25 protein-coding genes are annotated in these 26134 nt (G+C 63.4%); 18 read left to right on the top strand and 7 right to left on the bottom strand.

Going from position 1 to position 26134, the window contains the following annotated elements; translation table 11 throughout:
• Positions 1-48: 48 nt before the first annotated feature.
• On the top strand, positions 49-909 hold the full coding sequence (gene xdhC, locus UIB01_RS05545) for a xanthine dehydrogenase accessory protein XdhC (protein WP_038657650.1): 861 nt from the start codon (positions 49-51) through the stop codon (positions 907-909).
• A gap of 123 nt (positions 910-1032) precedes the next feature.
• Positions 1033-2337: a guanine deaminase gene (gene guaD, locus UIB01_RS05540; protein ID WP_038657648.1), complete on the top strand. Its 1305-nt coding sequence runs from the start codon at positions 1033-1035 to the stop codon at positions 2335-2337.
• A gap of 130 nt (positions 2338-2467) precedes the next feature.
• Here guaD and UIB01_RS05535 read toward each other — a convergent pair whose 3' ends face one another.
• Positions 2468-3214, bottom strand: coding sequence for a GntR family transcriptional regulator (locus tag UIB01_RS05535; protein WP_038657646.1), 747 nt, complete (start codon positions 3212-3214; stop codon positions 2468-2470).
• Between the two features lie 339 nt (positions 3215-3553).
• Between UIB01_RS05535 and UIB01_RS05530 the strand changes: the two genes are divergently transcribed.
• Complete coding sequence (locus UIB01_RS05530) at positions 3554-4900, top strand: NCS2 family permease (RefSeq protein ID WP_038665432.1); 1347 nt, start codon at positions 3554-3556, stop codon at positions 4898-4900.
• 79 nt (positions 4901-4979) lie between these two features.
• Positions 4980-5606 carry a LysE family translocator gene (locus UIB01_RS05525; protein ID WP_038657644.1) on the top strand — a complete coding sequence of 209 codons (627 nt, stop codon included), beginning with the start codon at positions 4980-4982 and terminating at the stop codon, positions 5604-5606.
• Positions 5607-6123: 517 nt separating this feature from the next.
• Here UIB01_RS05525 and uraH (UIB01_RS05520) read toward each other — a convergent pair.
• Positions 6124-6477: a hydroxyisourate hydrolase gene (gene uraH / locus UIB01_RS05520; protein WP_038657642.1), complete on the bottom strand. Its 354-nt coding sequence runs from the start codon at positions 6475-6477 to the stop codon at positions 6124-6126.
• Positions 6478-6756: 279 nt separating this feature from the next.
• On the opposite strand from uraH (UIB01_RS05520), the gene puuE reads away from it, so the two are divergent.
• The 9 genes from puuE (at position 6757) to UIB01_RS05475 (ending at position 16428) form a co-directional block, all read left to right on the top strand.
• The gene (gene puuE, locus UIB01_RS05515; RefSeq protein ID WP_038657640.1) at positions 6757-7686 is read left to right on the top strand and encodes an allantoinase PuuE; all 930 of its coding nucleotides are present in this window, start codon (positions 6757-6759) and stop codon (positions 7684-7686) included.
• Positions 7686-8201 (top strand): 2-oxo-4-hydroxy-4-carboxy-5-ureidoimidazoline decarboxylase, encoded by a 516-nt coding sequence (uraD, locus tag UIB01_RS05510; RefSeq protein ID WP_038657638.1) that lies wholly within the window; start codon positions 7686-7688, stop codon positions 8199-8201. Before puuE ends, uraD begins: the two co-directional genes overlap by 1 nt.
• A gap of 65 nt (positions 8202-8266) precedes the next feature.
• Entirely contained in the window at positions 8267-9262 is a 996-nt protein-coding gene (gene alc / locus UIB01_RS05505; RefSeq protein WP_038657636.1) for an allantoicase, read from the top strand.
• A gap of 145 nt (positions 9263-9407) precedes the next feature.
• A complete protein-coding gene (locus UIB01_RS05500; protein WP_038657634.1) occupies positions 9408-9920 on the top strand; it encodes an ureidoglycolate lyase in 513 nt (170 codons plus the stop codon).
• 113 nt (positions 9921-10033) lie between these two features.
• Positions 10034-11266: a urate hydroxylase PuuD gene (locus UIB01_RS05495; RefSeq protein WP_038657632.1), complete on the top strand. Its 1233-nt coding sequence runs from the start codon at positions 10034-10036 to the stop codon at positions 11264-11266.
• 248 nt (positions 11267-11514) lie between these two features.
• The gene (locus UIB01_RS05490; RefSeq protein ID WP_038657630.1) at positions 11515-13065 is read left to right on the top strand and encodes a cation:proton antiporter domain-containing protein; all 1551 of its coding nucleotides are present in this window, start codon (positions 11515-11517) and stop codon (positions 13063-13065) included.
• Between the two features lie 209 nt (positions 13066-13274).
• Positions 13275-14768, top strand: coding sequence for a uracil-xanthine permease family protein (locus UIB01_RS05485; RefSeq protein ID WP_180983550.1), 1494 nt, complete (start codon positions 13275-13277; stop codon positions 14766-14768).
• A gap of 102 nt (positions 14769-14870) precedes the next feature.
• Positions 14871-15683: an outer membrane protein OmpK gene (locus tag UIB01_RS05480; RefSeq protein WP_038657627.1), complete on the top strand. Its 813-nt coding sequence runs from the start codon at positions 14871-14873 to the stop codon at positions 15681-15683.
• Between the two features lie 124 nt (positions 15684-15807).
• The gene (locus tag UIB01_RS05475) at positions 15808-16428 is read left to right on the top strand and encodes a TetR/AcrR family transcriptional regulator (RefSeq protein ID WP_038657625.1); all 621 of its coding nucleotides are present in this window, start codon (positions 15808-15810) and stop codon (positions 16426-16428) included.
• 64 nt (positions 16429-16492) lie between these two features.
• Here the strand turns inward: UIB01_RS05475 and UIB01_RS05470 are convergent, their stop codons facing one another.
• The 4 genes from UIB01_RS05470 to UIB01_RS05455 all read right to left on the bottom strand — a co-directional run bounded on the left by UIB01_RS05470 (position 16493) and on the right by UIB01_RS05455 (position 20153).
• Positions 16493-16945, bottom strand: coding sequence for a PA2169 family four-helix-bundle protein (locus UIB01_RS05470; protein WP_038657623.1), 453 nt, complete (start codon positions 16943-16945; stop codon positions 16493-16495).
• Positions 16946-17248: 303 nt separating this feature from the next.
• Positions 17249-18040 carry an exodeoxyribonuclease III gene (xth, locus tag UIB01_RS05465; RefSeq protein ID WP_038657621.1) on the bottom strand — a complete coding sequence of 264 codons (792 nt, stop codon included), beginning with the start codon at positions 18038-18040 and terminating at the stop codon, positions 17249-17251.
• Positions 18041-18123: 83 nt separating this feature from the next.
• Positions 18124-19482, bottom strand: coding sequence for a heavy metal sensor histidine kinase (locus UIB01_RS05460; protein WP_038657618.1), 1359 nt, complete (start codon positions 19480-19482; stop codon positions 18124-18126).
• On the bottom strand, positions 19479-20153 hold the full coding sequence (locus tag UIB01_RS05455) for a heavy metal response regulator transcription factor (RefSeq protein WP_038657616.1): 675 nt from the start codon (positions 20151-20153) through the stop codon (positions 19479-19481). Before UIB01_RS05455 ends, UIB01_RS05460 begins: the two co-directional genes overlap by 4 nt.
• A gap of 283 nt (positions 20154-20436) precedes the next feature.
• On the opposite strand from UIB01_RS05455, the gene UIB01_RS05450 reads away from it, so the two are divergent.
• Together UIB01_RS05450 and uraH (UIB01_RS05445) are read left to right on the top strand one after the other, a co-directional pair.
• Positions 20437-20940, top strand: a complete 504-nt coding sequence (locus tag UIB01_RS05450) for a GlcG/HbpS family heme-binding protein (protein WP_038657614.1) — start codon at positions 20437-20439, stop codon at positions 20938-20940.
• A gap of 16 nt (positions 20941-20956) precedes the next feature.
• On the top strand, positions 20957-21367 hold the full coding sequence (gene uraH / locus UIB01_RS05445) for a hydroxyisourate hydrolase (protein WP_038657612.1): 411 nt from the start codon (positions 20957-20959) through the stop codon (positions 21365-21367).
• A gap of 5 nt (positions 21368-21372) precedes the next feature.
• Here the strand turns inward: uraH (UIB01_RS05445) and UIB01_RS05440 are convergent, their stop codons facing one another.
• Positions 21373-22281, bottom strand: coding sequence for a LysR family transcriptional regulator (locus tag UIB01_RS05440; protein ID WP_038657608.1), 909 nt, complete (start codon positions 22279-22281; stop codon positions 21373-21375).
• A gap of 109 nt (positions 22282-22390) precedes the next feature.
• Here UIB01_RS05440 and gcl point away from each other — a divergent pair, with 109 nt between their 5' ends.
• From gcl to UIB01_RS05425, 3 genes are all read left to right on the top strand, one after another.
• Positions 22391-24172, top strand: coding sequence for a glyoxylate carboligase (gene gcl / locus UIB01_RS05435; RefSeq protein WP_038657606.1), 1782 nt, complete (start codon positions 22391-22393; stop codon positions 24170-24172).
• Between the two features lie 216 nt (positions 24173-24388).
• Positions 24389-25171 carry a hydroxypyruvate isomerase gene (gene hyi, locus UIB01_RS05430; RefSeq protein WP_038657604.1) on the top strand — a complete coding sequence of 261 codons (783 nt, stop codon included), beginning with the start codon at positions 24389-24391 and terminating at the stop codon, positions 25169-25171.
• Positions 25172-25199: 28 nt separating this feature from the next.
• Entirely contained in the window at positions 25200-26090 is an 891-nt protein-coding gene (locus UIB01_RS05425) for a 2-hydroxy-3-oxopropionate reductase (protein WP_038657602.1), read from the top strand.
• The last annotated feature ends 44 nt before the right edge of the window (positions 26091-26134 follow it).

Genomic DNA, 26134 nt, shown 5'->3' with positions numbered 1-26134 from the left:
GGTGGCGACGCTTTGCACTCGCCACCGGGCCATACGAAGGACAGAACCATGAGCAACACGGCCTGGATCGAAGCACTCGCCGACCTGCAACAACAAGGCGAACCCTGCGTGCTGGTGACCATCATCGAGGAGCGCGGCTCCACGCCGCGCAATGCCGGCTCGAAGATGGTGGTCAGCCGTGAGCGCCTGTACGACACCATCGGCGGCGGCCACCTGGAGTACAAGGCCCAGCAGATCGCCCGTGAAATGCTGGAAAAGCGCAGCCGTGACACCCGCCTCGAGCGCTTCTCCCTCGGCGCCAGCCTCGGCCAGTGCTGCGGTGGCGCTACGGTGCTGCTGTTCGAGCCCATGGGGCAGCCGCAGGCGCATATCGCCGTGTTCGGTGCCGGGCATGTCGGGCGCGCGCTGGTGCCGCTGCTGGCCAGCCTGCCGTGCAAGGTGCGCTGGATCGATTCGCGCGATAACGAATTTCCCGCCGAGATTCCGCGCGGCGTGGAAAAGGTGGTCAACGACGATGTGGTCGAGGAAGTGGATAACATGCCCGCCGGCAGCTACTTCATCGTCATGACCCACAATCATCAGCTCGACCTGGAACTGACCGCCGCGATCCTTTCGCGCAACGATTTCACCTACTACGGGCTGATCGGCTCGAAGAGCAAACGCGCCAGGTTCGAACACCGTCTGCGGGACCGCGGCTTCCAGCCGGAGACCGTGCAGCGCATGCGCTGCCCCATGGGCATCGCCGAGGTGAAGGGCAAGCTGCCGGTGGAGATCGCCGTGTCCATCGCCGGCGAGGTGATCGCCACCTACAACGCGCATTTCGGAGAAAAGGGTGGGGAGAACGCCGAGGACGGTGAAAAGCCGGTACCGATGCTGGTGCCTGCCTCGCGCCGCTCCCGGGCCAACTGATCGGGCCAACCCTGTGTGAGGCGCGCCCTCGCGGCGAAGTGGGCCACAGGCCGCCAACCGCTTCGCCCCGAGGGCGGGCCTTCCACAACGCAACGCACTCATTACAACGATTCGAGAGTCACCATGTCCCAAGCCAAAGCCTACCGTGCCGCCCTGCTTCATTGCCTCGCCGACCCGCGGGACGTGGGCATCGAGCAATCCCATGAATACTTCGAGGACGGCCTGCTGGTCGTCGAGGACGGCAGGGTCGCGCGCGTCGGCCACGCCGCCGAGCTGCTGCCGACCCTGGCGGCGGGCACGGAAGTGATCGAATACCCGGACGCGCTGATCACTCCTGGGTTCATCGACACCCATATCCACTACCCGCAGGTCGGCGTCATCGGCTCCTACGGCACGCAGCTACTGGACTGGCTGGAAACCTACACCTTCCCCAACGAGGGCCGTTTCAGCGACATGGCCCATGCCCGCGAGCAGGCCGAGCTGTTTCTCGGCGAACTGCTGCGCAACGGCACCACCACCGCGCTGGTGTTCGGCACGGTGCACAAGCAGTCGGTGGACGCCTTCTTTGAAGCCTGCGAGAAGCGCAATCTGCGGATGATCGCCGGCAAGGTACTGATGGACCGCAACGCCCCGGAGTTCCTCACCGACACCGCCGAGTCCGGCTACGCCGACAGCCGCGAGCTGATCGAGCGCTGGCACGGCAAGGGCCGTCTGCACTACGCCGTCACCCCGCGTTTCGCCCCGACCAGCACGCCGGAGCAGCTCACCCTGGCCGGCAAGCTGTTCGCCGAATTCCCCGACCTGTACATGCACACCCACATCTCCGAGAACAAGCAGGAGGTCGAGTGGGTCAAGGAGCTGTTCCCCGAGCGCAAGGGCTATCTGGACGTCTACGACCACCACGGCCTGATCGGCCCACGCTCGGTATTCGCGCACGGCGTGCACCTGTGTGACGAAGAATGCAGGCGCCTCGGTGAGACCGGCTCGGCGGTCTCGTTCTGCCCCACCTCCAATCTGTTCCTCGGCAGCGGCCTGTTCGATCTGGCTAAGGTGGAAGGTTTCGGCGTGCGTGTCGGCCTAGGCACCGACGTCGGCGGCGGTACCAGCTTCTCGCAGCTCGCCAGCCTCAACGAGGCGTACAAGGTGCTGCAGCTGCAGGGCCAGAAACTCGATGCCTTCAAAGCGCTCTACCTTGCCACGCTCGGCGGCGCACGAGCGCTGTATCTGGACGACCGGATCGGCAACCTGCAGCCGGGCAAGGAGGCCGACTTCGTGGTGCTCGACTACAAGGCGACGCCGCTGATCGACTATCGCCTCAGCCAGGCCACGACGCTGCAGGAAAAGCTCTTCGCCCTGATGATCCTCGGCGATGACCGCGCGGTGAAGGAAACCTACGCCGCCGGGGTGTCGGTGCACCGGAAAGGTTGAAGCCGCGCTTCGCGAAGAGGAGGTGCGTAGCGTGGAAAACCCGCAAAGCGGTTTTCCACACAGGCCGCACAGACGGGCTTGCGACTCGGACGGACCACCGAAGCTGCGTGGATGGCTTCAGCCATCCACCCTACGCCCGGGTTCTTTTCTTCGCGACGATGTTCGCGAAGACCGCATGCAGATCACCCGAGGCACTGTCTTCCTCGAGATTGAGCTTGCTGTCGATATGGTCCATGTGGTGCATCATCAGGCGCACCGCCTTGTCGCTGTCGCGGGCAGCGATGGCGCCGATCAGCTCGTTGTGTTCGTCGTACGAGCAGTGCGAGCGATTGCCGCTTTCGTACTGGGCAATGATCAGCGAGGTCTGCGAAACAAGGCTGCGCTGGAAGCTCACCAGCGGTGCGTTCTTCGCCGCCTCGGCGAGCTTGAGGTGAAATTCGCCGGAGAGGCGAATGCCAGCTCCGCGATCGCCACGGTCGAAGCAATCGCGCTCATCGGTCACCATCTGCCGCAATTCGGCGAGTTGCGCCTCGCTGGCGTGCTGCACGGCCAGTTCGGTTATGGCCTTTTCCACCAGCCGGCGGGCGAAGAAAATCTGCCGCGCCTCCTCGACGCTCGGACTGGCCACCACCGCCCCGCGATTGGGCCGCAGCAGCACCACGCCTTCATGCGCCAGCCTCGAGAGCGCACGGCGGATGATGGTGCGGCTGACGCCGAATATCTCGCCTAACGCCTCTTCACTGAGCTTGGTCCCCGGAGCAAGGCGCTGTTCGAGGATGGCATCGAAGATGTGCGCATAAACGATATCGTCCTGCGTCCCGGTGCGAGTCTTGCCGGTCTTGGTCGGCTTCTTCAGGGGCTGCAACTGTTCGTTCATCGATGGCTCGCAAATGAGGTGTCGGCAAGGCCGAACTTTACTGGGTTCACGCCCTTACTGGCAGTTCGCTGGACAAATAAATACCCTGAAACGCCACATATTTTGTGCACAATCAGCTCCTACCCCGTCCCGCCTGGCTGCAGCAGCTGACTCATCTAATCCAAGCACATCGAGCAACACCGCCCATTTATTGTTTGCAATTCCTGTATACAAAAGCATAATCCAGACAGCCTTTCTGACCTTTCGGTCAACTACCGACACAGATGGCCCACCATCACCCGCCCCTCGGGAGTTCTAGCGCTCCGGGTGATCGACAACAAGAACGATGAGGAACGCCCAGTGGAAAGCATCAAGCGCAAGCCCCAGGCTGCACCCTTGCAGCGCACCGCCCCCGTTTGGCTGGACCGCCTGTTCAAGCTCAGCGAACACCGCACCAGCATCCGTACCGAACTGCTCGCCGGCCTGACGACCTTCGTCACCATGGCCTACATCATCTTCGTCAACCCGAACATCATGGCCGACGCCGGCATCGATCACGGCGCCGCGTTCGTCGCCACCTGCATCGGCGCGGCGCTCGGCTGCCTGCTGATGGGCCTGTACGCCAACTGGCCGGTGGGCCTGGCGCCAGGCATGGGCCTCAACGCTTTCTTCACCTACACGGTGGTCGGCGAGATGGGCTACAGCTGGGAGATCGCGCTCGGCGCGGTATTCATCTCCGGCGTGCTGTTCATGATCATGAGCCTGTCGCGCATCCGCGAATGGCTGCTGAACAGCATCCCCATGAGCCTGCGCTTCGCCATGGGCGCCGGCGTTGGCCTGTTTCTCGGTTTGATCGGCCTGAAGACCGCCGGTATCGTCGTTGCCAGCCCCGCCACACTGCTGACCATGGGCTCACTCGCCGAACCTTCGGCGCTGCTGGCCGCGGTGTGCTTCCTGATGATCGCCGTGCTCAGCCACCGCAACGTGTTCGGTGCGATCCTGGTCAGCATGCTGGTGGTCACCGCCATCGGCTGGGCGCTTGGTCTGGTCGAGTACAACGGCCTGGTGTCGATGCCGCCGAGCCTGGCGCCGACCTGGCTGGCCATGGATATCGCCGGCGCGCTCAACGTGGCGATGGTCAGCGTGATCCTCGCCTTCCTCTTCGTGAACATGTTCGACACCGCCGGCACCCTGATGGGCGTCGCCCACAGGGCGAATCTGGTGAACGAGGACGGCAAGATCGAGAACCTCTCCCGCGCGCTGAAGGCCGACAGCAGCTCCAGCGTGGTCGGCGCCTTCGTCGGTTGCCCGCCAGTCACCAGCTACGTGGAAAGCGCCGCGGGCGTCGCCGCCGGCGGCCGCACCGGATTGACCGCAGTCACCGTCGGCGTGCTGTTCCTGATTGCCATGTTCTTCGCCCCACTGGCCGGCATGATTCCCGCCTATGCCACCGCCGGCGCGCTGATCTACGTGGCGATGCTGATGATGAGCGGCCTGGCCAATATCGACTGGAAGGACCACACCGACACCATCCCGGCCATCGTCACCGTGGTGATGATGCCGTTGACCTTTTCCATCGCCAACGGTATCGCCCTGGGCTTCTTGACCTACGCGACGCTCAAGCTGTTGACTGGCCAGCGCGACAAGGTATCGATCAGCCTGTATGTGTTGTGCGTGATCTTCATCGCCAAGTTCGCGTTTCTCTGAACCGGGCCGGCCGCGCCCGGCTCACCCACGGCCCCACTGCTTCGCAGTGGGGCTTTTGCATTGGCTGAAGGAGGCCGTCATGACCCTGGAAATATGGCTGTTGTTCGCCGGTGCGGCACTGGTGGTGATCCTGATCCCCGGGCCGCTGTCGTTACTGATGATCAGCAACAGCCTGAACTACGGAGTGCGCCGCTCCTGGCCGGCCTTCCTGGGCGGCGTGACAGCTTCCATCGCCCTGCTCAGCGCCTCGGCGTTGGGGCTTGGCGCGCTGCTGATGGCCTCGGAGCGGCTGTTCAGCACGCTCAAGCTGGTCGGTGCGCTTTACCTGTTCTACCTCGCCTGGCAGAGCTGGAAGGAAGCCCGTCGCACACCCGCCGCCCACGAGATCGAAAGCCCCGCCCTCGCCCCACGTTTCAGCCAGTTGTTCGGCCGGGCGTTTCTGCTGGGCGGCAGCAATCCGAAGGACATCCTCTTTTTCGCCGCCTTCCTGCCGCAGTTTCTCAGCGCGGGGCAGCCGTTGTTGCCGCAGCTGTTGGTGATGATCCTCACCTGGGCCGTCCTCGATCTGCTCTGCAAGCTGGCCTACGGATTCGGTGCGCAGGGGGCGGCACGTTATCTGCGCACCGGGAAGGGGCATGTGTGGTTCAACCGGACAAGTGCGGCGCTGTTTGGGGGCGCGGGGGCCGCTTCTTTGATGAGCCAGTGAGGTGATCTAGGGGCAAGTGCACCTTTCACCGCGCGTCGATTTTTGCTTAACGCCAGGAATAGCAAGCACAGCGGTCTCGGCTCGCATGGGCGCGGGCGGTTTGTGTATAACGCAGCGCTTTCCTCGGCTGAGACTCAGGTTGCGCCTTGCACGGCGCCTCACTTTTCTTTGTTTGCGCAAAGAAAAGTAAGCAAAAGAAAGCGCACCCTGACATCCGGGTTTTGCTACGCAAAACTTCCCTCCCTCCGGCGCCACTCCGGGGGTCGTCACGATGGGACGTCCCTGTCCCATCGTTCCTCGCTCGGCGTCCATGCCTCGCGCCCCCCTGCGCAACGCCTGCGCTCGGCCTCCTGAAGGGGAAGTGGGTCCGAGCCGCCTGTAAGCTCTTTTCACTACCTGCTCAAATCGGTGGACGGCTCCGTCCGTCAGGAAAGCAACCCCACACACCTAAATAAAAAACCCGCCATTACGGCGGGCAAAAGGACTCCACAAGAGTCAGCAATAAAGAGACAAGCGACTAGCTACCCCGATACGTCGAATAGCTATACGGCGATACCAACAACGGCACGTGGTAATGCTCCTGCGCCGAATCGATCCCGAAGCGCAGCACCACCACATCGAGAAACGCAGGATCCGCCAGGGCCACACCGCGGCGGCGGTAATAGTCGCCCGCACTGAACTGCAGCTGATAAACACCGGACAGGTAATCCGTGCCTTCCAGCAACGGACTGTCGCAGCGCCCATCGGCATTGGTCTCACGGGTGGCGACCAGGGTCAGCCCCTGATCCTCGACGCGATACAGCTCCACCTTGATTCCGCTGCCCGGGCAACCGTGGGCGGCGTCGAGTACGTGTGTGGTCAATCGGCCCACGGGCACCTCCGCTCTGTTGAATGGAAACTGCCCCGAGCATAACCATCCGCCTCACATCGCTCAAGACAATCCATAGATATTTTTGTATACAGTTCTTCTGACATCGTTTGGCCCGTTACCTGCAAGCCGCAGATGGCTTTGAGCACCGCCGATTACGACATGGCAGATACCAGCTGCAGAGAAAGGTTGAAATTCGCTATTTACAAAGCGCCATTCAATTTGTATACAATCCAGACATCCGGTCGTGCCATGACGACCTGCCATACAGGAAGCACCCCAGTGAGCGCCGACTACCCACGCGACCTGATCGGTTACGCCAGCAACCCACCGCACCCGCGCTGGCCGGGCGATGCGCGTATCGCGTTGTCCTTCGTACTCAATTACGAGGAAGGCGGCGAACGCTGCGTGCTGCACGGCGACAAGGAATCCGAAGCTTTTCTCTCCGAGATGGTCGCCGCGCAACCGTTGCAAGGCGTGCGCCACATGAGCATGGAGTCGCTCTACGAATATGGCAGTCGCGCCGGCGTATGGCGCCTGCTCAAGCTGTTCGATAAGCACGAGATTCCACTGACCATCTTCGCCGTCGCCATGGCCGCCCAGCGTCATCCCGAGCTGATCAAGACCATGGCCGGCGCGGGTCACGAAATCTGCAGCCACGGCTACCGCTGGATCGACTACCAGCACATGGACGAGGCGCAGGAGCGCGAGCACATGCAGGAAGCCATCCGCATCCTCAGCGAGATCACCGGCGAACGGCCGCTGGGCTGGTACACCGGTCGCACCGGCCCGAACACCCGGCGTCTGGTGCGCGAGGAAGGCGGCTTTCTCTACGACTCCGACACCTACGACGACGACCTGCCCTACTGGGACCCGGAATCGACGCCGGAAAAGCCGCATCTGGTGATCCCCTACACGCTGGACACCAACGACATGCGCTTCACCCAGGTGCAGGGCTTCAACAGCGGCGATGACTTCTTCACCTACCTGAAAGATGCCTTCGACGTGCTCTACGCCGAAGGCTGTGAAGGCGCGCCGAAGATGTTGTCCATCGGCATGCACTGCCGGCTGCTCGGGCGCCCGGCGCGCCTGGCATCGCTGGCCCGCTTCCTCGAATACGTGAAGGGTCATGAGAAGGTCTGGTGCGCCCGTCGTGTCGACATCGCCCGCCACTGGCACGCCACCCACCCTTTTACCGCGGAGCGCTATTGATGACCCCGTTCAAGACGATCAAACCCTCGACGCTGGATCGCGACGCCTTCGTCGCCGCCTTTGCCGACGTCTACGAGCACTCGCCCTGGGTCGCCGAAACCGTCTACCAGGCGGGCGTCGACGAGACGCTGGACGACATCAAGGTGCTGCACACCCGCCTGTCCCAGGCGATGCTCGCCGCCGACCATGACACTCAGCTGGCACTGGTCAATGCTCACCCGGATCTGGCCGGCAAGGCCGCCGTGCGTGGCGAGCTGACCGCCTCCAGCACCTCGGAACAGGCCGGCGCCGGCATCCACGAATGCACGCCGGAGGAGTTCGCCCGCTTCACCGAACTCAACGAGGCCTACAAGGCGAAGTTCGGCTTTCCCTTCATCATGGCGGTCAAGGGCAGCAACCGGCACCAGATCCTCGCCGCGTTCGAAGAGCGCATCCACAACGACCCCGAACAGGAGTTCGCCCGGGCGCTGGCGGAAATCAACAAGATCGCCCTGTTCCGACTGCAGGCGATGTAACGAGCACCAACCGCAACAAAGGCAGTAATGACAGAAACCGCTTCTCATCCAAGGCAGACGAGTCCATGAAAGCTTACGCCGTACCCTTCGAAAAATACGTCAACCTGGCCGATGCCCGCCTGGGCACCCGCGCCATCTCCGTCACCGACGATTGGTTCGCCGACGTTAACCGGTTGTTCCAACCAACACCGGCCGTATGGAAGGAGGGCGTTTTCGATGACAACGGCAAGTGGATGGACGGCTGGGAGTCGCGCCGCAAGCGCTTCGAAGGTTACGACCACGCGGTGATCCGCCTGGGCGTGCCGGGCCAGATCAAGGGCGTGGATATCGACACCAGCCACTTCACCGGCAACTATCCGCCGTCCGCCTCACTGGAAGCCTGCTTCGTCGCCGACGGCGACCCGAGCGATGATACCGCGTGGACGGAAATCCTCCCGGCGGTCGAGCTGCAGGGCAACAGCCACCACTACCACGAGATCGCCTTCGACAGGCCGGTCAGCCACCTGCGCTTCAACATCTACCCGGACGGCGGCGTCGCGCGTCTGCGCGTGCACGGCATTCCGTTCCGCGACTGGAGCAGCGTCGGCGACAACGAACAGATCGACCTGGCTGCGGCGCTGAATGGCGGTCGCGCGCTGGCCTGCTCGGACGAGCATTTCGGCCGCATGAGCAACATCCTCAACCCGAACCGTGGCGAGAACATGGGCGACGGCTGGGAAACCGCCCGCCGCCGCACCCCGGGCAATGACTGGGTCATCGTCGCCCTCGGCCATCCGGGCGAGATCGAGCGCATCGTCGTCGACACCCTGCACTTCAAGGGCAACTACCCCGACAGCTGCTCGATCCAGGCGGCTTACGTCAAAGGTGGCACCGACAGCCAGATCGAGACCCAGAGCCTGTTCTGGCGCGAGCTGCTGCCGAGCCAGAAGCTGTCGATGCACGCCGAACACGAGTTCAGCGAGCAGATCGCCAAGCTCGGCCCGATCACCCATGTGCGTCTGAACATCTTCCCGGACGGCGGTGTCAGTCGGCTGCGCTTGTTCGGCAAGGTGGCGAAGTAAGTCCGCCGTCGGAGTCGATCAAGCACGCACCGTGGGTGCAGTCTTGACCGCGAATGCGCTCGAGCGCCATCGCAGTCAAGACTGCCCTGCAAGGAAAGCCCCTACCGCAAGGAAGGGGCATCGCTAGAACAGAACAGAGCACGCCATGCGCACACTGACCATCGAGCCACTGACCAAGGAAGCCTTCGCCCCCTTCGGCGATGTCATCGAGACCGAAGGCAGCGAGTTCTTCATGATCAACAACGGTTCGACCCGCCGCTATCACAAGCTGGCCACGGTCGAGACCGCCGCGCCCGAGGACCAGGCGATCATCAGCATCTTCGCCGCCGAGGCGCTGGAAATGCCGCTGGCCATACGCATGCTCGAAAGACACCCGCAGGGCAGCCAAGCGTTCATACCGCTGCTCGGCAACCCATTTCTGGTCGTGGTCGCGCCACCTGGCGATGCACCTGTACCGGGCCACGTCCGCGCCTTCATCAGCAATGGCAGGCAGGGCGTCAATTACCACCGCGGCGTCTGGCACCACCCGGTGCTGACGATCGAAAAGCGGGATGAATTCCTGGTGGTCGATCGCAGCGGTTCTGGCAACAACTGCGACGAGTACTTCTTCACGGAGGATCAGCAACTCCTCCTCGACCCCCAACGGGAATCGACATGACCGCTACGGCGCCAGCCCATTCGGCGTTGCCTTGCCTGCGCTCGCGACGCGCTCAAGCCGATTCCAACAAGAAGAAATACGGCCGCCTGCAGGCCGCAAGAGGTGCATGAAAAATGGACGCCCATCTGACCGAATGGCTGAACCTGAGTATTCGCTGGATTCACATGATCGTCGGCATCGCCTGGATCGGTGCTTCGTTCTACTTCGTATGGCTGGAGAACAACCTCAACCGCAGCAACCCGCGCGAGGGTCTGTCGGGCGATCTCTGGGCCATCCACGGTGGCGGTATCTACCACTTGGAGAAATACAAACTCGCCCCGCCGCAGATGCCGGAAAACCTGCACTGGTTCAAGTGGGAGGCCTACACCACCTGGCTATCCGGCGTGGCGCTGTTGATGGTGGTGTACTACCTCAACCCCAGCCTGTACCTGATCGCACCGGGTAGCGAGCTGACTCCCGCGGCGGCCATAGCCCTCGGCTTCGGCTCGCTGATCGTCGGCTGGTTCGTCTATGACCTGCTCTGCGACTCGCCGCTGGGCAAGACGCCGGCCCTGCTCGGCCTGATTCTTTTCGTGTTGGTGATTGGCGCCTGCTGGGGCTACTCGCAGGTATTCAGCGGTCGTGCGGCCTATATCCATACCGGCGCGCTGATCGGCACCATCATGGTCGGCAACGTGTTCCGCATCATCATGCCGGCGCAGCGCGCATTGGTCGCCGCCATCGAGCAGAACCGCACGCCGGACCCGCTGCTGCCCGCCAAGGGCCTGCTGCGTTCGCGACACAACAACTATTTCACCTTGCCGGTGCTGTTCATCATGATCAGCAACCACTTCCCGAGCACCTACGGCAGCCAGTACAACTGGCTGATCCTCGCTGCCCTCGGCGCGCTGTCGGTGCTGGCGCGTCACTACTTCAACACCCGCCACAACGGTAACCGGTTCGCCTGGGCACTACCGGCCGCAGCGCTGGGCATGATCTGCCTGGCCTACGTCACCGCGCCGAACCGTCAGCCGACAGCACCTAACCTGGCGGCGACCTCGCCGGAGCAGGCCAGCATGAGTGCACAGCAGAGCGGCGCCAGTACCGGCCAGTTCGCTCAGGTCAGCGAGGTGATTCACGAGCGCTGCACCGTCTGCCATTCAGCGCAGCCCAGCAGCCCCCTGTTCAGCGCAGCCCCGGCTGGAGTGATGTTCGATACCGCGGAGCAGATACGCGAGCAGGCGGCGAAGATCCATGCGCAAACCGTGGCCAGCCAGATCATGCCGCTGGGCAACATCACCCAGATGACCCAGGACGAGCGCGATCTGCTGGGTGACTGGATCGCCAAGGGCGCGTCCATCAACTGAGCAAAGACGCCGCGCGCAGCCCGCGCGGCGTTTCTCTCTATGTACAGTTCCAGTCGGAGCACTGGCCGCATCACATCCCTCCTCGGCTCCTAGGCAAGGTTGGCAACGCTGCGCTGCATCACGCAACACCCGCCACCAGGCCGGCGACAGGCGAGCAGATTCCCGCAAGGAATATCGTCGCCGACGCTACCCATTCGCCGACGCCCCGTTAAAATGCCGCGCCCTCCCTCGACGCCGGACGCCGCCCCGTGATTGAAGCCAGCTGGATTGCCTTCGCTTTCGCCCTCGGGCTGCTTGCCCGCTTCATCGGCCTGCCGCCGCTGATCGGCTATCTGGCTGCCGGTTTCGCGCTGGCCGCCGCAGGCGATTACGTAGGCGTCGGGCAGGATGACAGCATCATTCTCGATCACCTGTCGCATCTGGGCGTGCTCCTGCTGCTGTTCACCGTCGGTCTCAAGCTCAAGCTCGGCAATCTGGTTCGCCGCGAAGTCATTGGCGGCAGCCTGCTGCACTTCTTCATCTCCAGTGTGCTGGTGATGCCGGCGATCATGCTGATCCTCGATAACAGCTGGCGTGAGGCTATGCTGCTGGCGATAGCGCTGTCCTTTTCCAGCACGGTGCTGGCGGCCAAGGTGCTGGAGAGCAAGCGCGAGCTGCGCGCCTTCCACGGGCGCGTCGCCATCGGCGTGCTGATCATCCAGGACCTCATCGCTCTGGTGGTCATGAGCCTCGCCGCCGGCAAGGCCCCTTCCGCCTGGGCATTGCTGGTGTTCCTGCTGCCGCTGCTGCGGCCCGTGCTGTTCCGCCTGCTCGATCACAGCGGCCACGAGGAGCTGATGGTGCTGCTCGGTTTGATGCTGGCACTGGTGGCCGGCGGTCTCGGCTTCGAATACGTCGGCCTGAGCTCCGAACTGGGGGCACTAGCCTTCGGCGCCATGCTCGCCAAACACAAGCGCGCCAGCGAGCTCGCCAATTCGTTATGGGCGATCAAGGAAGTGTTCCTGGTGGGCTTCTTCCTGAAGATCGGCATCGGTGGGCTGCCGGACGCCGACGCCCTGTGGTTCGCCTTCGCCATGTCGCTGCTGCTGCCACTGAAGGCCGTGCTGTTCTTCGGCCTGTTTATCGCCTTCCGCCTGCGCGCGCGCAGCGCCTTCCTGAGTGCCGCCAGTCTGACCAACTACAGCGAATTCGGCCTGATCGTCGCCAGCGTGGTCCTACCGCAGTGGCTAATGCCGCTGGCGATCACCGTGGCGTTCTCATTCATCGTGTCGGCGCAGATCAACCGTTTCGCCCATCCGCTGTACGAACGTCTGGCGCCGCGCCTGATCCGCTGCGAGCGCAACATTCGCCACCCGGATGAACAACCGGTATCGCTGGGCGATGCGCGAATCCTGATCATGGGCATGGGCCGTACCGGGCGCGCCGCCTATGACTACTTGGCGGAGAAAGGTTTCCGCTTGATCAGCCTCGATTCCGACCCGGTGATGGTGGAAAAAAGTGCTAAGGAAGGCCGCAATGTCCTGTTCGCCGACGCCGAGGACCAGATGTTCTGGCAGAGCCTGGAGATGAACGAGGTCGAAGCGGTGATCCTGGCGATGAACGATCCCGAGGCCAAGATCATCTCCACCCGCAAGCTGCGCGAAAGCGGCTTTGGCGGCCTGATCGTCTCGCACGCGATGTACGAAGACATCGCCCAGCGCATCCAGGAAGCTGGCGCCGACCGCACCTATCTGACCATGAGCGAGGCCGGTGCGGGCCTTGCGGAGAATGTCTCGCGGGAATTGCAGGCACCGCGCTGAGGCCTGGTCCAGACCCGTTCGCGCCGTCTGGGCCAACTGCCGCCGATCCAATTGTGCACAATTTTATGATTTATTGTTTATCAGCCTGTCTACAGGTTGCTATAGTCCAGGCGTCCTGACCGATCGAACAGCTTTCGACGGACAGCGATAGAGGTGCCGTGAAGCCTCGCAAGCCCATGACCGTAAAACAACAAATGGCAGGCTTAACAATGACCGCAACCGAAAACAGGAGCGGCACCGCTCCGCAGGCGAACCAGGACCTCATCTATCAGCTTGATGACCGCCCCGGCCCGCTACCCGCGACCTTCGCCGCCTTGCAGCACGTGCTGGCCAGCTTCGTCGGCATCATCACGCCAACCCTGATCGTCGGCAGCGTGCTCGGCCTCGATCAATACGTTCCCTACCTCGTCAGCATGGCGCTGTTCGTCTCCGGCCTCGGCACCTTCGTCCAGGCCAGACGCTTCGGGCCTATCGGCTCCGGACTGTTGTGCCTGCAGGGCACCAGCTTCGGCTTTCTCAGTGCCATCCTCAGCGCCGGCTTCATCGTCAAGGGCCGCGGCGGCAGCCCTGAGGAGATTCTCGCCACGCTGTTTGGCGTGAGTTTCTGCGCCGCCTTCGTCGAGATCGCCTTCAGCCAGTGCATCAACAAGCTGCGTCGGGTGATCACGCCGGTGGTGACCGGCACCATCATCTGCCTGATGGGGCTGTCGCTGATCAAGGTGGCGATGACCGACATCGCCGGCGGCTACGGCGCCGATGACCTCGGTGCCCTGCCCAACCTGGCGCTGGCCGGCCTGGTAATCGGCATCATCGTCGTCCTCAACCGTTTCCCCTGGCCAATCCTGCGACTGTCGGCGGTCATCGTCGCGCTTACCGCGGGCTACGTGGTCGCCTGGTCCATGGGCAAGGTCGATTTCGCCGAACTGGGCGAGCTACCGCTGGTGAGCGTGCCGCAACCGTTCCGCTTCGGCTTTGCATTCGACTGGATGGCCTTTATCCCGATCGCGGTGATCTTCCTGATCACACCGCTGGAGACCGCCGGCGACCTTACCGCCAATTCGATGATCTCGCGCCAGCCGGTGCGCGGGCCGGTGTACCTGCGGCGGATCAAATCGGGGATTCTCGCCGATGGCTGCAGCTCAGCGGTCGCCGCGGTATTCAACAGCCTGCCGATGACCACCTTCAGCCAGAACAACGGCGTGATCCAGCTCACTGGCGTCGCTAGCCGCTACGTCGGCTACTACATCGCGGGCATCCTGGTGCTGCTGGGCCTGTTCCCCTTCGTCGGCGGCGTGTTGCAGCTGATGCCCAAGCCGGTGCTCGGCGGCGCCACACTGATCATGTTCGGCACCGTGGCCATCGCCGGAATCAAGATTCTCGCCGAAGCCGGCCTGCATCGGCGCAACATGCTGATCGTGTCGATTTCCCTGGGCCTCGGACTAGGTGTCGCGGGCGTTCCAGAGGCGCTGAGTGCAATGCCCGAGGTATTGAAGAACATCTTCGGCTCGCCGATAACCATCGGTGCATTCAGCGCCATCCTGCTCAACCTGTTCCTGCCGCGCGAACCGAGCGAAGTCGATGTATTCGACCCCGAGGAGCTGATCGAGGATGCCGTCGGCACCAATACGCTGTCGGTGAACATCCCCGACTACTCGGCGAGAAATGCGACGCCTGCGACACCATGTCCCGATCGGTCTCTCTGAAACTGACAATCCCTTGATTTGACGCGCTTCTCGCGCCGTTGCTGTTCGTCGACAATATCAACCAGTAGCCATCAACTAAACGCACCGCTAGGGACAAACCATATGCACATCAAGACCGCCCCACTCGCCGTCGCGCTTGCCGGCAGCCTGCTGACCGCTCCGGTAATGGCCGAAGGTCTGCTGCACTGGCAGAGCAACAGCCTGACGTACCTGTACGGCAAGGACTACAAGATCGATTCGCCGATCCAGCAGACCGTGACCTTCGAGCACGCCAACGGCTGGAAGTACGGCGACACCTTCTTCTTCGTCGACTCGATCCACTACAACGGCAAGGGCAACGACGAAGGCCGCGATGACAGCACCTTCTACGGAGAATTCTCGCCGCGCCTGTCGTTCGGCAAGATCTTCCAGCGTGACCTGAGCTTCGGCCCGATCACCGACGTGCTGGTCGCCATGACCTACGAGTTCGGCGAAGGTGATGTGGAAACCTACATGATCGGCCCGGGTTTCGACCTCAACGTGCCCGGCTTCGACTATTTCTCCGTGAACTTCTACCATCGCAACACCGACGGTGACCGCGCGGGTGACGGTGTCTGGCAAATCACTCCGGTGTGGGGCTACACCCTGCCGGTGGGCAACTCCGACATCCTCTTCGATGGCTTCATCGACTGGGTAGTGGACAATGACCGCAACTCACGTGGCGAGGAGTATCACGCCAATTTCCACTTCAACCCGCAGATCAAGTACGACCTGGGCAAGGCGTTGAACTGGGGCGAAAAGCAGCTCTACGTCGGTATCGAGTACGACTACTGGACCAACAAGTACGGCATCGAGGATGGCGGTTACGTCAGCCAGAACTTCGTTGGCAAAACCGACCAGAACACCTTCAGCGCCATCGTCAAAGCGCACTTCTAAGCGCTGCTGCGAAGGGGCATTGCGCCCCTTCGCTTCTCTGCCAGCGTTCGGTTGAGGGGCTCGCGAACAGGGTGCTAGCATGCGGGCGCTTGTCCGTATCGCCGGCAGCCAGCGAAAGGCCCCCATGTCCAGTATCCGTGAGCGCAACAAAGAGCTGATTCTCAAAGCCGCCAGCGAGGAATTCGCCGAGAAAGGCTTCGCCGCGAGCAAAACCAGCGACATCGCCGCCCGCGCCGGGCTGCCGAAGCCCAACGTCTACTACTACTTCAAGTCCAAAGAAAACCTCTACCGCGAGGTGCTGGAGAGCATTGTCGAGCCGTTGCTCGCCGCCTCAGCCCCGTTCAACCAGCCCGGGCATCCGGCCGAGGTGCTGCGTGCCTACATCCGCACCAAGATCAGGATATCCCGCGACCACGCCTGCGCCTCCAAGGTGTTCGCCAACGAGATCATGCACGGCGCCCCGCACCTATCCCCGGAACGCACTGCGCAGCTCAATGCACAAGCGGCGCACAACATCGCCTGCATCCAGCGCTGGATCGATGACGGCCTGATGGCAGATGTCGACGCCAATCACCTGCTGTTCAGCATCTGGGCGGCAACCCAGACCTATGCCGATTTCGACTGGCAGATCAGCACTGTCACCGGCAAGACACGCCTCGACGACGCCGACTACGATGCGGCCGCCGACACCATCATCCGCCTGGTCCTCAAAGGTTGCGAGATCGCCGAGCCCCAGACCGCCTGACCGGCAGAAACAAAAAACGCCAGCATGCGCTGGCGTTTTTCGAATCTGGTTTACTAGCGAAGCGTCAGCTCCGAGCGCGCGCAGCATCGCGAAGCGCCTTCACTTGGTCGTGATTACGCTGTACGCCCTGGTACTGGCGTTCGACCACGATACGCACCTCTGCCGGCAGATCTTTTTCCAGCGCCTTGCGGTAGCTCTTCACTGCCACGTCCTCGCCACGCTCGCACTCGTTGAGAATCGCCTCGTCATCCTTGCCAGTGATCATCGCCTTGAGATCGACCCAGCGACGGTGCATGTCAGCGGAGAGGCTGGTGCTGGTTTCCGGGTCACCCCCCATTGAGCGGACCAATTGCTGCAGCTCCGCAGCGGCGGTGGCGCAATCGCGTGAGCGCTGGTTCATGGTGCTTTTAAGCTGGGGATCGCGAAGGTCTTCGGCGCATTCGAGGAAGCCCTTCTCGCCGTCCTTGCTGGTTTCTATCAGGTCGTTGAGTACTGAAATCGTCTCTTTCGTATCCATCGTATACCTCCTGCCAAGTCGACTCGGGAAGGGCCGCATCGCTGCGGCCCGCGTTATAAAGTCGACTGCCGACGCGCGCCAAAGGTTCAGCTAAACCGCTGGAAGGCAGGCGTTTTGGTACTGCTGTCCGGAAAACCGAGCACCGCCTCGGCTAAGGCCAAACCCGCCGCATCAGCTGCCCCAAGGAAATAGGCTGGCGCCTGATTCACCTGCGGACGATTTGTCGGCGAAGGAAACGGCAGCCCGTGTGGTCGCCGAAGCGGATGGTCAGCGCACTACCCGCCTCCGCAGCGCTCCGATCGGCTACGCCTTCGCCATGGCCAGACTGACCCAGGTCGGAGCATGGTCACTGGCATGCTCCTGGCCGCGTACCCAGCGGTCGACACCGGCATCCTGCAGGCGCGGCGCGAGGTCCGGACTGAGCAGAAGATGATCGATGCGCAGCCCGGAATTCTTCTGCCAGTGCTGTCGAAAGTAGTCCCAGAAGGTGTAGATGCGCTCGTCCGGGTACCTGGCGCGCAACGCGTCGGTCCAGCCCTGTGCCAGCAGGCGCGCGTAACATTCGCGGCTTTCCGGCTGCAGCAGCGCGTCCTTCTTCCAGGAGCGCGGGTTGTAGATGTCCTCGTCGGTCGGCACCACGTTGTAGTCGCCGGCCAGCACCGCCGGATGGCCACTTGCCAGCAGGCCCGCCGCGTGCTCGATGAAGCGCTCGAACCAGGCCAGCTTGTAATCGAATTTCGGCCCCGGCTGCGGATTGCCGTTGGGAAGGTAGAGACAGGCGACGATCACGCCCTGCACAGCCGCTTCCAGGTAGCGACTGTGGCTGTCATCCGGATCGCCCGGCAGACCGCGGCGGATCTCCAGCGGCTCGCAATCGCGGGCCAGAATCGCCACCCCGTTCCAGGATTTCTGCCCCTGCCAGATCGCGCCGTAGCCGGCCGCGCGGATGTCATCGATGGGAAAGTCGGCATCCTGCGCCTTGAGTTCCTGCAGGCAGACCACGTCAGGCTGCTCGCGCGTCAGCCATTCGAGCAGATTGGCCCGACGTGCACGGATGCCATTGATGTTGTAGGTAGCGATTTTCAGACTATCCACAAGCGCGTCTCTCACAGGCGGTTATATCCACCTTAGCTGTGACAGCGCAGTGAGGCTTCCCGATCCGGTGCCAATGATCGAAATCAGGCTGATGTTGCAGCGAAACGCAGGGTGAATTCGGTCTGCCGGGAATCGCTACGCACATCAACCTCGCCGCCGTGCAGCTGCATGATCGAGCGCACGATGGCCAATCCCAGGCCGCCGGAATCGCCCGGTTCCGCGCGTGACGGATCGCAGCGGTAGAAGCGGTCGAACAGCCGCGGCAGCTGTTCCGCCGCGATCGGCGGCCCCTGGTTGATCACGCTGACCCAGCGCCAGCCAGCCCCTGAGCCGCTGACGATGCGCACCGGGCTGTCGCCCGCGCCATAGCGCAGCGCATTGGCCAGCAAGTTTGCCAGTGCCCGGCGAATCAGGTCGGCATCACCAAACAGCTCGCCCTCGGTCTCGTCGAGCAGCTGGATGCCACGCTCTTCGGCGACACCCTCGAAGTATTCGCACAGCTGCTCGACCAGTTCCGGCAGCGAAAAAGCCTGCCGCGTGATGGCCGTTGCCGGCTGCTCGGCACGGGCGAGAAACAGCATGCTGTCGATCATTCGCGCCAGGCGCTCGTACTCCTCCTGATTCGACACCAGCAGCGCGTGATAGGCCTCGGCATCGCGGTCCTTGTGCAACAGCTGCTGGGTCTGCCCCATGAGATTGCCCAGCGGTGTGCGCATCTCGTGGGCAAGATCTTCGCTGAAGCGCGACAAGCGCGCGAAGCCCTGTTCCAAGCGATTGAGCATCTGGTTCAGCGCCCCACGCAGCGGCTCCAGTTCGCTGGGCATGGCCGATTCGTCCAGGCGCAGGTGCAGGTGCTGCACGTCGATCGCCAGCGCCTGACGGGTCAGGTGACGCACCGGACGCAAGGCGCGCCGACTGATCAGCCAGCCAAGCACTGACGCCAGCAGCGCGCCGAGGCTCAACGCCCACCACAGTTTTACACGGTAGGCGGCGAGCATCTGCTCACGCTCAGCGAGCATGCGCCCGGCGACCAGCGTCAGCCCCGCCTCGCCCGGCAGGCGCCGCCAGGCCAGCCGCGCTCCATCTGTATCGATCAGCTCCGCTGCGGCGCTGGCCGGCAATGTCGGAATGGGTAGCCGCGCCGGGTTGATCTCGATCAGCGCGCGCCCCTGAGCATCGAGCAGCCAGAGCAGGCTGTCGCGATTACCCAGCATGTTCTCGTACAGCTGCGGACGTTGCCGTAGCGCCTCGATGCTGGCGCTGTCGTCCAGCAGCGCCTGCATACGCTCCAGCCGGCCAAGCAGTGCCTGATCGTCACGCCAGGCGATCTCGCGCTCCAGCGAGCAGTACATATACAGGCCGATGCTGCCCAGCAGCACGCTCGCCACCAGGGCGAAGGCCAGCGCCAAGCGCAGGCTGAGTGAACGCGGCAACAGGCTCACGTGGCGGCTTCCAGCACATAGCCCATACCGCGCACGGTGTGGATGAGCTTGAGCGGAAAGGGATCGTCGACCTTGGCGCGCAGGCGGCGGATCGCTACGTCGACCACATTGGTGTCGCTGTCGAAGTTCATCTGCCAGACCTGCGAGGCGATCTGCGCACGCGACAGCACCTCGCCTTGGCGCAGCAGCAACAGGTGCAGCAAGGCGAACTCCTTGTTGGTCAGGCTGATGCGTTCGCCCTGGCGGGTGACGCGACGGCGCAACAGGTCCAGCTCCAGATCGGCGACCTGAAAGCGCTCGACTTCCCGCGGCGGCCCGCGCCGCAGCAGGGTGCGTACCCGCGCCAGCAGCTCGGCGTAGGAGAACGGCTTGACCAGATAGTCGTCGGCGCCCAGCTCCAGCCCACGCACACGGTCTTCCACCGCATCGCGCGCGGTGAGAAACAGCACCGGCGTATGCGCCGAGCGCCTGCGCACCACCTGTACCAGCTCCCAGCCGTCGAGCCCCGGCAGCATGACGTCGAGGATCAACAGGTCGAAGGTCTCCTCCTCGATCAGGTATTTGCCATCGACGCCGTTGCGCGCCACCTCGACGCGATAGCCAGATTCCTCCAGCCCGCGCTTGAGGTAGTCAGCCGTCTTGGCCTCGTCCTCCACCACCAGAATTCGCATCGGATCACCTCGCTGAATGTGCGCCGCAGGTCGTTGAAGAACGTCAGCGAGGCAGCCAGCGCAAGGCGAACAGGCGAAAAAGCGCAGTTTACAAGTGGTAAATGAGCATTTAGAGCCTGTTTTCAACGCAGCGATGGCAACGCAGGTAGTTCTTCAACGGCCTGCTAGGTTAGGGAGTCGGCGACGAAGCGGCCATTACAAAAGCGTAATGCGCAGGCAACGGTTCTGACGGGCTGGCATCGGCACCATGCGCTCCGCAGCCAAGTCACCCAAGGAAACCGATATGCGTCTCGCAGCCACACTGTCATTGCTGACCCTGGCATTAATTACCCCGGCCCTGAGCGCCAACGCCGCCACGCCGGCACCGATCACCCAGCAGAACGTCTCGCTGGCCCTGGCCGATGGCCTGATCCAGGCCACGCTGGACCAGTGCCACGCGGAAAACCGCACGGCGGTGGTCGCAGTGGTTGATCGCGGCGGCAATCTGGTTGCCCTGCGCCGGGACGACAACGTCGGCCCGCACAACACCCTCGCCGCCCAACGCAAGGCCTACACCGCGCTGTCGAGCAAGACCCCGACCCGTCTGTTCGCCGAGCGCGCCGCCGCTACGCCGGACGCCGCCAACCTCAACACGCTGGATGAGCTGTTGCTGCTCGGCGGTGGCGCGCCGCTGAAGGTCGGCAACGAGGTGATCGGCGCCATCGGCGTGGCCGGCGCCGGCGGTGCCAAGAACGACGAGGCCTGCGCCATGGCCGCCATCGAAAAACTGCTGCCCTCCTCCCACTGAAGAAAAGGAAAACCCCATGAAAGCACTACGTTCAATCGCCGCCGGTTTGATGCTCAGCGGCCTGTCCGGTCTGTCCCTGGCCGCTGGCAACCCGCTCAGCGTGCATGTGCTGAATCTGCAAGACGGCCTGCCTTCGCCAGACGTCCGTGTCACCCTGGAACAACGTCAGGGTGATGCCTGGAAATCACTCAACAGCGGCGAGACCAACGCCCAAGGCCGCATCACCGCGCTGTATCCCGAAGGCAAGGCGCTGGAAAAAGGCACCTACCGCGTCACCTTCAAGACCGGCGACTGGTTCGCCGCGCAGAATGCCAGCACCTTTTTCCCCGAAGTTCCAGTGATCTTCGAAGCGGATGGCAGCGTCGAGCACTACCACATCCCGCTGCTGCTGAGCCCCTACGGCTTCTCCACCTACCGCGGCAACTGAGCCGCTCAGCGCACTTCCCAATAGCCCGGTGCGTTGTAGATGTCCTTCAGGTAGTCGATGAAGAAACGCACCTTGGCCGGCAGGTAGCGCTGCTGCGGGTACACCGCCTGGATGTCGTAGGCCGGCAGCGCGTATTCGTCGAGTACCGTGACCAGCTCGCCGCGCTTGAGCTCGGCCTGGATCTCCCAGGTCGAGCGCCAGCCGATGCCCAGGCCCTGCTTGACCCAGTCGAACAGCAGTTCACCGTCATTGCAGTCCAGATTGCCGGCCACGCGGATCGCCACCTGCCTGCCGTCGCGCAGGAAAGTCCAGCCACGCTGCTGCCCGCCCTGCAGGTTGAAGGCCAGGCAGTTGTGCTCGGTCAGCTCCTCCAATGCCTTCGGCGTGCCGTGGCGGGCGAAGTACTCGGGCGAGCCGCAGACCACCCGCCTGTTCGGAAACAGCCGCACCGCCACATAGTTGGGGTCGGTCACCTCGCCGATGCGAATGCCCATGTCATAGCCGTGGCGCACCAGATCGACCACGCTGTCGGTGAAGTTGAACGACAGTTGCAGGTCGGGATAACGCGCCTGGAATGCCGGCGCGTGCGGGCCGATATGTCGCCGGCCGAATGCTGCTGGCGCCGACACCACCAGATGGCCACGCACCGAAGTGCGGTCGTGGCTGATGCTGGCATCCACCTCATCGAAATCCTTCAGCAGCCCACGGGCGCGCTCCAGGTATTGCTCGCCCAGATCGGTCAATGACAGCCCGCGCGTCGAGCGGTGCATCAGCTTCACACCCAGATGCCGCTCCAGCGCATCCAGCCGCCGCCCCATCACCACTGGAGTGACGTTTTCCTTGTGCGCAGCCGCGGCGAAGCTGCCGCAATCGGCCACCAGCACGAAGCTGCGCAGGGTCGTGTAACGATCCATTCGATACTCCTGATATCGACAGAACTGAAGTCTCGGCCAATTCCGCCGGAGAATCCAGGGCGGCATGCTTGAGCCACGTAGAAAAACTATCGAATAAGAGGTGTGATCCATGGCCCGCATGAGAGCAATCGACGCTGCCGTCGCGGTAATGCGCAAGGAAGGCATCGACACCGCCTTCGGCATCCCCGGAGCCGCGATCAATCCGCTGTATTCCGCCCTGCGGGCCGATGGCGGCATCCGTCATATCCTCGCCCGCCACGTCGAGGGTGCCTCGCACATGGCCGAGGGCTACACCCGCGCCAAGCCGGGCAACATCGGCGTGTGCATCGGCACCTCGGGCCCGGCCGGCACCGACATGATCACGGGCCTGTATTCCGCTTCGGCCGACTCGATCCCGATCCTCTGCATCACCGGCCAGGCGCCGCGTGCCAAGCTGCACAAAGAAGATTTCCAAGCCGTCGATATCGAATCCATCGCAAAGCCGGTGACCAAGTGGGCGGTTACCGTTCGCGAACCGGCGCTGGTGCCGCGCGTGTTCCAGCAGGCCTTCCACGTGATGCGCTCAGGCCGCCCCGGCCCGGTGCTGATCGACCTGCCATTCGATGTGCAGATGGGCGAGATCGAATTCGACATCGACACCTACGAGCCGCTCGCCGTGTACAAGCCGGCGGCGACCCGCAAGCAGATCGAGAAGGCCATCGACATGCTCTGCTCCGCCGAGCGTCCGCTGATCGTCGCCGGCGGCGGCATCTACAACGCCGCAGCCGAAACCTTGCTGGTGGAGTTCGCCGAGACCGTGGACGTGCCGGTGATCCCGACGCTGATGGGCTGGGGCTCGATCCCCGACGACCATCCGCTGATGGCCGGCATGTGCGGCCTGCAGACCAGCCACCGCTACGGCAACGCGACCATGCTGGAATCCGACTTCGTGCTCGGCATCGGCAACCGCTGGGCCAACCGCCACACTGGGTCGGTGGAGACCTATACCAAGGGCCGCACCTTCGTTCACGTCGACATCGAGCCGACCCAGATCGGCCGGGTGTTCGCGCCGGACTACGGGATCGTCTCCGACGCCCGCGCCGCGCTTGAGCTGTTCGTCGAGGTAGCCAGGGAACGCAAGGCTGAAGGTCGCCTGCCGGATCGCCGCGCCTGGGCCGCCGACTGCCTGGAACGCAAGCGCACGATGTTGCGCAAGACCAACTTCGACAGCGTGCCGATGAAGCCGCAGCGTGTGTACCAGTGCATGAACAACGCCTTCGGCAAGGACACCTGCTACGTCAGCACCATCGGCCTGTCGCAGATCGCCGCCGCGCAGTTCCTGCACGTTTACCAGCCGCGCCACTGGATCAACTGCGGCCAGGCCGGCCCGCTCGGCTGGACCATTCCGGCAGCGCTCGGTGTGGTTGCCGCCGATCCGGCGCGCAAGGTGGTGGCGCTTTCGGGCGACTATGACTTCCAGTTCATGATCGAGGAGTTGGCGGTGGGCGCCCAGTTCAAGCTGCCCTACATCCACATCCTGGTGAACAACGCCTACCTCGGGCTGATCCGCCAGTCGCAGCGCGGTTTCGAGATGGATTACTGCGTGCAGCTGGGCTTCGAGAACATCAATGCCGACCAGAGCGGCATGGAAGGCTACGGCGTCGATCATGTCGCGGTGGTCGAGGGCTTGGGCTGCAAGGCGATCCGCGTGTTTCGCCAGGAAGACCTGCGCCCGGCCATCGAACAGGCCCAGGCCTGGATGGCCGAGTACCGCGTGCCGGTGGTGATCGAGGTGATCCTCGAACGGGTGACCAACATCGCCATGGGCACCGAGATCGACGCCATCAACGAGTTCGAGGCGCTGGCCGAAGGCCGTGAAGATGCGCCGACGGCGGTCGGGCTGTTGGACTGATTCGCCCGTAACCACAACCGCGTGGAAGACGCTTCGCGCTCTTCCACGGGGCGGCCACCCGTCCTACCGGCCGCCGCAGTTATCAGCGACGGGCACCGAAGCAACCGTAGGGTGGATATCGCGAAGCATATCCACCACAACGCAACACCCAGGGTGGTCACCGCACCGCCGCAATGCTGAACCGAATTTGATCCCTACAGATCAGGAGAGAGAACCATGCCCCGCTTTGCCGCCAATCTGTCCATGCTGTTCACCGAGATGGATTTCCTCGACCGCTTCGCCGCCGCTGCCGAAGCCGGCTTTACCGGTGTCGAGTACCTGTTCCCCTACGACTACCCGGCCGAGGAGATCAAGGCCCGGCTGGACGCCAACAAGCTGACCCAGGTGCTGTTCAACCTGCCGGCCGGCGACTGGGCAAGCGGTGAGCGCGGTATCGCCATCCTGCCGGAGCGGGTCGAGGAGTTCCGCGCCGGCGTCGACCAGGCCATCGCCTATGCCAAGGTGCTCGGCAATACCCAGGTCAACTGCCTGGCCGGCATCGCCCCGCGTGGCGCCGATCTCGGCAAGCTGGAAATGACCTTTATCGAGAACCTGCGCTATGCCGCGCAGAAGCTCGAGGAGGCTGGCATCCGCCTGGTGATGGAGATGATCAACACCCGCGACATCCCACGCTTCTTCCTCAACAACACCTCCCAGGCGCAGGAGATCCGCGGCAAGGTCGGTCACCCCAACCTGTTCCTGCAGTACGACATCTACCACATGCAGATCATGGAGGGAGACCTGGCGCGGACCATCGAAGCCAACCTGGACGCGATCAACCATATCCAGCTGGCTGACAACCCGGGCCGTAACGAACCGGGCACCGGCGAGATCAATTACCACTTCCTGTTCGAGCACCTGGACCGTATCGGCTACCAGGGCTGGGTCGGCTGCGAGTACAAGCCGGCCACCAGCACCGCCGAAGGCCTCGCCTGGCTGAAGACACACAACGCCATCTGACCCGAACAGAATTTGAGGAGAAACAACCATGGCTAAGATCGGATTTATCGGCACCGGAATCATGGGCAAACCCATGGCAAGCAACCTGCAGAACGCAGGCCACCAACTGTTCCTTTCCGAACATCATGACAAGGCACCCGCCGACCTGGTGCAGGCCGGCGCCATCGCCCTGGCCACCCCGCAGGAAGTCGCGCAGGAGGCCGAGTTCATCATCGTCATGGTGCCGGATACGCCGCAGGTCGAGGACGTGCTGTTCCGCGACCAGGGCATCGCGGCTGGCGTCGGCCCGGGCAAGGTGGTGATCGACATGAGTTCGATCTCCCCCAGCGCCACCAAGCAGTTCGCCGAAAAGATCAAGGAGAGCGGCGCCGAATACCTCGACGCGCCGGTATCCGGCGGTGAAGTCGGCGCCAAGGCAGGCAGCCTGTCGATCATGGTCGGCGGCAGCGAAGCGGCCTTCGAGCGCGCCCTGCCGCTGTTCCAGGCGATGGGCAAGAACATCACCCGCGTCGGCGAGAACGGCGACGGCCAGACCGCCAAGGTGGCCAACCAGATCATCGTCGCGCTGAACATCCAGGCGGTCGCTGAGGCCCTGCTGTTCGCCGCGAAGAACGGCGCCGACCCGGCCAAGGTGCGCGAGGCGCTGATGGGCGGCTTCGCCGGCTCGAAGATTCTCGAAGTGCACGGCGAGCGCATGATCAAGGGCACCTTCGATCCGGGCTTCCGCATCAGCCTGCACCAGAAGGACCTCAACCTGGCGTTGGCCGGCGCCCGCGAGCTGGGCCTCAACCTGCCCAATACCGCCAACGCCCAGCAGGTGTTCAGCACCTGCGCGGCGATCGGCGGTAGCGGCTGGGACCATTCGGCGCTGATCAAGGGCCTGGAGCACATGGCCAACTTCTCGATCCGCAAGGAGTAAAGCCTTCGAGCGCGCTGCGTCGAGCCTCGCGACCCCACCTTCAG

It is taken from the genome of Stutzerimonas decontaminans, from assembly GCF_000661915.1.
Taxonomy (GTDB): domain Bacteria; phylum Pseudomonadota; class Gammaproteobacteria; order Pseudomonadales; family Pseudomonadaceae; genus Stutzerimonas; species Stutzerimonas decontaminans.
This window is presented reverse-complemented; position numbering and strand designations above follow the sequence as displayed.

Excerpts from the sequence above, each read along its gene's own strand:
- UIB01_RS05475 (WP_038657625.1), top strand. The coding sequence starts at position 15,808 with ATGTCCAGTATCCGTGAGCGCAACAAAGAGCTGATTCTCAAAGCCGCC.
- alc (WP_038657636.1), top strand. The coding sequence starts at position 8,267 with ATGAAAGCTTACGCCGTACCCTTCGAAAAATACGTCAACCTGGCCGAT.
- UIB01_RS05535 (WP_038657646.1), bottom strand. The coding sequence starts at position 3,214 with ATGAACGAACAGTTGCAGCCCCTGAAGAAGCCGACCAAGACCGGCAAG.
- UIB01_RS05485 (WP_180983550.1), top strand. The coding sequence starts at position 13,275 with ATGACCGCAACCGAAAACAGGAGCGGCACCGCTCCGCAGGCGAACCAG.
- UIB01_RS05455 (WP_038657616.1), bottom strand. The coding sequence starts at position 20,153 with ATGCGAATTCTGGTGGTGGAGGACGAGGCCAAGACGGCTGACTACCTC.
- UIB01_RS05500 (WP_038657634.1), top strand. The coding sequence starts at position 9,408 with ATGCGCACACTGACCATCGAGCCACTGACCAAGGAAGCCTTCGCCCCC.
- hyi (WP_038657604.1), top strand. The coding sequence starts at position 24,389 with ATGCCCCGCTTTGCCGCCAATCTGTCCATGCTGTTCACCGAGATGGAT.
- uraD (WP_038657638.1), top strand. The coding sequence starts at position 7,686 with ATGACCCCGTTCAAGACGATCAAACCCTCGACGCTGGATCGCGACGCC.
- UIB01_RS05450 (WP_038657614.1), top strand. The coding sequence starts at position 20,437 with ATGCGTCTCGCAGCCACACTGTCATTGCTGACCCTGGCATTAATTACC.
- UIB01_RS05495 (WP_038657632.1), top strand. The coding sequence starts at position 10,034 with ATGGACGCCCATCTGACCGAATGGCTGAACCTGAGTATTCGCTGGATT.
- UIB01_RS05480 (WP_038657627.1), top strand. The coding sequence starts at position 14,871 with ATGCACATCAAGACCGCCCCACTCGCCGTCGCGCTTGCCGGCAGCCTG.
- xdhC (WP_038657650.1), top strand. The coding sequence starts at position 49 with ATGAGCAACACGGCCTGGATCGAAGCACTCGCCGACCTGCAACAACAA.
- UIB01_RS05425 (WP_038657602.1), top strand. The coding sequence starts at position 25,200 with ATGGCTAAGATCGGATTTATCGGCACCGGAATCATGGGCAAACCCATG.
- UIB01_RS05525 (WP_038657644.1), top strand. The coding sequence starts at position 4,980 with ATGACCCTGGAAATATGGCTGTTGTTCGCCGGTGCGGCACTGGTGGTG.
- gcl (WP_038657606.1), top strand. The coding sequence starts at position 22,391 with ATGGCCCGCATGAGAGCAATCGACGCTGCCGTCGCGGTAATGCGCAAG.
- UIB01_RS05440 (WP_038657608.1), bottom strand. The coding sequence starts at position 22,281 with ATGGATCGTTACACGACCCTGCGCAGCTTCGTGCTGGTGGCCGATTGC.
- UIB01_RS05470 (WP_038657623.1), bottom strand. The coding sequence starts at position 16,945 with ATGGATACGAAAGAGACGATTTCAGTACTCAACGACCTGATAGAAACC.
- uraH (WP_038657612.1), top strand. The coding sequence starts at position 20,957 with ATGAAAGCACTACGTTCAATCGCCGCCGGTTTGATGCTCAGCGGCCTG.
- guaD (WP_038657648.1), top strand. The coding sequence starts at position 1,033 with ATGTCCCAAGCCAAAGCCTACCGTGCCGCCCTGCTTCATTGCCTCGCC.